Here is a 5,002-nt window from a genome sequence, read left to right as displayed (position 1 = left end):
AATTAATTCTTCTATAGAAGGTGGAAATAACCAGTTTTGGGATTGGTTGTATTCTTTAATTCTATAATTTATCACATTGATAATTAGGTAGTTAAATTTAGCGGTTTTTATATTAATATCCTAATTATTAGCTTTTTTTGCTGAAAATTGAATAAAAAAACCGCCTCAGTTGTGAGACAGCTTCTTTTTTATTGCTAAAGTTTGATTTATAATAATGGAGAAAGCAAACGAATAATATTGTTTTTTAATCGCTGCCATTTGGATCTTTTTTTCCATCTTGCCAATTCCAATCTTATAGAATCCTTACAATCCTGTTCAAACATCTGTTTCATTTTTTCAGCAAATTCAAAGTCATATAAAATCACATTTACTTCAAAATTTAGATCAAAGCTTCGATGATCTAAATTACAAGTTCCTATAGAACTCACTCCTGAATCAGTCACAAAAGTTTTAGCGTGAATAAACCCCTTTTTATACAGATAAATTTCTACCCCCGATTCTAATAACTCCTGAAAATAGGATTCAGAAGCCAATTTAACAATGATAGAATCTGTTATACCAGGCAAAATCATTTTTACTTTTTTACCACTCAAAACTGCCATTTTTATTGCCAGCTGCAATGACTCATCCGGAATATAGTAAGGAGTTGTAATCAATATTTCATTTTTAGCTGAATTAATCGCTTTTAAAACACTATACAGAATGGCCGGCACATCTGAATCTGGACCCGAAGAAATGACTTGTAAAGGCAATTGAATTTTCTTTTCCATTTCTATTTTAGGAAAATAATATTCATTAAACAAAATACTCTGTTTGCTGCAAAAATTCCAGTCAGCCAAAAAAATGTACTGAAGACCATAAACTCCTGTTCCCTCTATGCGTATATGGGTATCTCTCCAAAAAAAGGCGTTAGACGCTTTGTTTCTGTTATCATATTTGTCCGCAATATTAATTCCGCCTGTATATCCTATTTTACCGTCAATTACTACTATCTTTCTGTGATTTCTATAGTTCATTCGGTTGGCAAGTGCCAGCCATATTATTTTATTAAAGGCATATGCTTCCACTCCTTTTTTTCTTAAATCTTTTGCTATATTTTTCCGAATAGACCGAGAACCAAAATCATCGTAAATAAATCTTATTTCCACGCCCTCTGATGCTTTTTGCACTAAAACATCAGCAATTTCATGTCCCAAAACATCATTTTCATAAATGTAATATTCAATGTGAATATGGTGTTTAGCACGCTTTAGATCCTCTATTAATCGCGGAAAAAACTCTTCTCCATTTTGAAGTATGTCCGCTTTATTATCGACTAATAAAGGAGTCTCATCCATTGCGGTACGTGAAAGCATTTTAATAAATGAACGATTTTGTTCTACAGCAGCATTTGCTTGCTGCTCAAAGTTCCTATGGACTCCTTTGAGTCTTTTCATCAATATTGCATTATAATTATCGTTTACTTCCAGTTTTTTAGAGTACATTTTTCGCTTGCGATAATTAATACCAAAAGAAAAATAAAATATAATTCCCAATACGGGCAAAAAAAACACAAGAAGCAAATAAGCCAGCGTTTTTGAAATAGAATCCGTATCGTATATGATTCTGATTGCGACCACAAGTGCAATACTAAAATAGATTATCTCATCATAGACAAACCAATCTGCTCGTATCAGTGACAGCATACTCAGCTATTTATTTGTTATTTATACAATGCCGCGTAAGAGTGATAATAGATAAAGATATGAAGAATTTTTTGGAAGAAATAAATTATAAAAATAAAATCTCTCCACTTGGATTGGAGAGATTTTATTTTTTGAGCCGATAGAGGGACTCGAACCCACGACCTGCTGATTACAAATCAGCTGCTCTAGCCAGCTGAGCTACATCGGCAAATACATCGCAAAAGCAATATTTGTCTTTTCAAAAACCTGAGCCGATAGAGGGACTCGAACCCACGACCTGCTGATTACAAATCAGCTGCTCTAGCCAGCTGAGCTACATCGGCGAATACACTGCAAAAGCAATATTTGTCTTTTCAAAAACCTGAGCCGATAGAGGGACTCGAACCCACGACCTGCTGATTACAAATCAGCTGCTCTAGCCAGCTGAGCTACATCGGCGACTCATTTTGCGAGTGCAAATATAACACGGTTTTTTAATCTTGCAACAGATTTTCGTGTTTTTTTGCACTTAAAATAATTTACAAAGCATTGATTTTATCAACCAATTGATTTGCAATATTTTCTAATTTATTATATACACCTTTAAAATGTACTTTTTTATTTTCGATATTTTTAGCATTGATTTCTTCAAGTAACATATCAAAAGCTTGAAACGTTTCTTCCAACAAAGCATTGGTTTCCGGTGTTGCTCCTTTAGTTGTCATTTCATGGATATAAATTGCCTGAATGATATCCCCTAAAACATAATGGACATCTTTTTTTAAGTTTCTAACACTTGCCATAATTTCTTTTTATTATTATTTCTTGGACAAATCTACTTTATATTATTTTAAAAAACCGTTTCTAAGAAACAAATATTTCTAAAAGGGTGGCTTTTCCCTCAATTGTCAATTTATCAACTGCCGCGGGTATTAAAATAGTATCTCCTGCTTTAAAATGACTAATTTCGTCGTTTATTTTAAAAATGCAATCTCCTTCTGTACATACATATAAATAAAAACGGTCATCTTTTTGAAGAGAATAAGCTCCTTCAAGCGGAATAATATTAACATCAAAAAAAGGACATTTTAAAATTTCATTATTTGTGTTTTTATTTTTCGCATAAGGAAGCTCTACCAGTTTTTCGTTGTAATTAATAGCTTCTAACGCATAATCAACATGCAGTTCTCTGGACTGCCCATTTAAATCCACTCTGTCCCAATCGTACACTCGATAAGTAATATCCGAAGTTTGCTGTATTTCCGCCAGCAAAACACCTTTTCCTATAGCATGCACAGTTCCTGTCTCAATAAAAAGTACATCTCCTTTTTTTACGGGAATTTCTTTTAAAATAGAAGGAAGTGTTTTTGACTTTAAATGACTTAAATAATCTTCTTGCGTTACTCCTTCTTTAAAGTCTACTACCACGCGGGCATCTTCATCAGCCTGCATAATATACCAAAGCTCTGTTTTTCCAAACGAGTTATGTCTTTCTTTTGCCAATTTATCGTTGGGATGTAATTGAATCGACAGGTCTTCTTTGGCATCCAAAAATTTAAATAACAGAGGAAATTGCTTATTAAAACGCTTATAAATATTTTGTCCTAATATTTCTAACGGATATTGGTTGATGAGTTTTTCTAAACTCCATCCTTTAAAACTTCCATTTGCTACAATGCTAATATCTCCGGGAACTCCTGAAATTTCCCAGCTTTCTCCTATTTTATCAGAGTGAATTTCTTTTTTAAGCACGGTTTTTAACTTTGTACCGCCCCAAATTCTTTCTTTTAGTATCGGTTCAAATAGTAATGGATATTTTTCAAAACTCATATATATTTCATTTACAAACCGGTCTGTCCCTGATGACCTCCTTTATAAAACGCTGCGCAAGTTACAACTTTTAGCAACATTTACCTTCTTTTATACAGTTATTCCCCTCGGTATGAAACAAAATTTCGAGGAGTTTCATACAAGACTATTTCTAAAGTTTTGTCTGTTTCAATAAACGAACGAAGCTTTTTCCAAATAACAACTGCAATATTTTCTGCTGTAGGATTTAAATCTGCAAATTCCGGAACATCCAGATTAAGATTTTTATGGTCTAAATATTCTTCTATTTCATTTTTGATCAAATCAGAAAGTTCTTTTAAGTCCATTACGAAACCCGTTTCTTCATCTATTTCTCCGGTCACATGAACTATTAATTCATAATTGTGCCCGTGATAATTAGGGTTATTGCACTTTCCAAATACTTTTTGATTCTTTTCATCTGACCAGTCCTTTCGGAACAAACGATGAGCTGCATTAAAATGAGCTTTTCTACTAACAGTGAGCTTCATAATCTTATTTTTTTTGCGCTTCAATATAATGGTAAAATTTAGAAAAAATAATTTTAAACCATTCTGTATATATTTTTGGATTATTATCTATATCTTTTTTAATATCTTCAATAGACATCCATTTCCAATCCGCTACTTCATCTTTATTTATTATCGGCTCTTCATTATAGTATCCTATCATCACATGATCCAGTTCGTGTTCTGTTAGTCCATTATCAAATGGAGCTTTGTAGACAAAGGAAAAAACGTCCTTTAGAGGCACTTCAAACCCCATTTCCTCCATTAGCCTCCGTCTTCCTGCCTTTTCATTAATTTCTCCATCTCTTTGATGACTGCAACACGTATTTGTCCACAGCAAAGGTGAATGATACTTGTGTTCTGCTCTTTGTTGAAGCATTATTTCATTATTTTCATTTAATATAAATACTGAAAATGCTCGATGCAAAAGTCCTTTTTCGTGCGCTTCTATTTTTTCCATTATCCCTAATGGTTCATCTTTATTATTTACCAAAACCACGTATTCTTCTTTCATACCTTAATATATAATTACAAAGTCAAAAATACAAAAAAAGATATGCTTTATCTAAATTAGTTTCACGTACTGTTTTTCAATTATTGAAAAGATCGCTACCTTTAGCCTTATGGAAAGAAAGATTAAACTTATTTGGGATTTCAAAGGTCCGGATGCCCTAAAATTTGCTGAACATCACGCAATTCACTTAAAAGAATATGTACATGCTGAAAAACGAAACATCACTATTGTCGATTTTCAGCAGCTTGCAGAATCTCATTCCATTGCATATATGATAGTAAATGATGAGCAAATGCGTCAAATAAGAGATATTTTAAAGCCTCACCGAGGAGAGCTATATGAAGGAAGCTAATTAAAAAAGAGGTCTATGACTAGTCATGGTCGGAAGATTAATCTTCCGACTTTTTTTTGTTTAAAATGTAAGGTAATGTATACATTTGGCTTAAGAAAGTAAAGTATATGAATAC

General features: G+C 32.8%; 6 protein-coding genes and 3 tRNA genes. 1 reads left to right on the top strand and 8 read right to left on the bottom strand.

Annotated features, from left to right (window positions below; translation table 11 throughout):
• Positions 1 to 206 precede the first annotated feature (206 nt).
• From cls to idi, 8 genes are all read right to left on the bottom strand, one after another.
• A complete protein-coding gene (cls, locus tag C8P70_RS13500) occupies positions 207 to 1,685 on the bottom strand; it encodes a cardiolipin synthase (protein WP_133713830.1) in 1,479 nt (492 codons plus the stop codon).
• 134 nt (positions 1,686 to 1,819) lie between these two features.
• A tRNA-Thr gene (locus C8P70_RS13495) sits at positions 1,820 to 1,893 on the bottom strand.
• Positions 1,894 to 1,934: 41 nt separating this feature from the next.
• Positions 1,935 to 2,008, bottom strand: a tRNA-Thr gene (locus C8P70_RS13490).
• Positions 2,009 to 2,049: 41 nt separating this feature from the next.
• Positions 2,050 to 2,123: transfer RNA gene (locus tag C8P70_RS13485), tRNA-Thr, on the bottom strand.
• An 80-nt stretch (positions 2,124 to 2,203) separates the two neighbouring features.
• Entirely contained in the window at positions 2,204 to 2,467 is a 264-nt protein-coding gene (locus tag C8P70_RS13480; RefSeq protein ID WP_133713829.1) for a hypothetical protein, read from the bottom strand.
• Between the two features lie 61 nt (positions 2,468 to 2,528).
• Positions 2,529 to 3,494 carry a type I phosphomannose isomerase catalytic subunit gene (locus tag C8P70_RS13475; protein ID WP_133713828.1) on the bottom strand — a complete coding sequence of 322 codons (966 nt, stop codon included), beginning with the start codon at positions 3,492 to 3,494 and terminating at the stop codon, positions 2,529 to 2,531.
• A 98-nt stretch (positions 3,495 to 3,592) separates the two neighbouring features.
• On the bottom strand, positions 3,593 to 4,003 hold the full coding sequence (locus C8P70_RS13470; RefSeq protein WP_133713827.1) for a 6-pyruvoyl trahydropterin synthase family protein: 411 nt from the start codon (positions 4,001 to 4,003) through the stop codon (positions 3,593 to 3,595).
• A gap of 4 nt (positions 4,004 to 4,007) precedes the next feature.
• Positions 4,008 to 4,535 (bottom strand): isopentenyl-diphosphate Delta-isomerase, encoded by a 528-nt coding sequence (gene idi / locus C8P70_RS13465; protein WP_133713826.1) that lies wholly within the window; start codon positions 4,533 to 4,535, stop codon positions 4,008 to 4,010.
• 109 nt (positions 4,536 to 4,644) lie between these two features.
• Here idi and C8P70_RS13460 point away from each other — a divergent pair, with 109 nt between their 5' ends.
• On the top strand, positions 4,645 to 4,887 hold the full coding sequence (locus tag C8P70_RS13460; RefSeq protein ID WP_133713825.1) for a hypothetical protein: 243 nt from the start codon (positions 4,645 to 4,647) through the stop codon (positions 4,885 to 4,887).
• The last annotated feature ends 115 nt before the right edge of the window (positions 4,888 to 5,002 follow it).

Source organism: Myroides indicus, from assembly GCF_004364575.1.
In the GTDB taxonomy this organism is placed as follows: Bacteria; Bacteroidota; Bacteroidia; order Flavobacteriales; family Flavobacteriaceae; genus Flavobacterium; species Flavobacterium indicum_A.
The sequence above is the reverse complement of the archived record's forward strand: the minus strand, read 5'-3'. Positions and strand labels throughout refer to the sequence as shown.

What these genes read in the sequence shown, in the direction of transcription:
- cls (WP_133713830.1), bottom strand. Translation starts at nt 1,685, where the DNA reads ATGCTGTCACTGATACGAGCAGATTGGTTTGTCTATGATGAGATAATC.
- C8P70_RS13480 (WP_133713829.1), bottom strand. Translation starts at nt 2,467, where the DNA reads ATGGCAAGTGTTAGAAACTTAAAAAAAGATGTCCATTATGTTTTAGGG.
- C8P70_RS13475 (WP_133713828.1), bottom strand. Translation starts at nt 3,494, where the DNA reads ATGAGTTTTGAAAAATATCCATTACTATTTGAACCGATACTAAAAGAA.
- C8P70_RS13470 (WP_133713827.1), bottom strand. Translation starts at nt 4,003, where the DNA reads ATGAAGCTCACTGTTAGTAGAAAAGCTCATTTTAATGCAGCTCATCGT.
- idi (WP_133713826.1), bottom strand. Translation starts at nt 4,535, where the DNA reads ATGAAAGAAGAATACGTGGTTTTGGTAAATAATAAAGATGAACCATTA.
- C8P70_RS13460 (WP_133713825.1), top strand. Translation starts at nt 4,645, where the DNA reads ATGGAAAGAAAGATTAAACTTATTTGGGATTTCAAAGGTCCGGATGCC.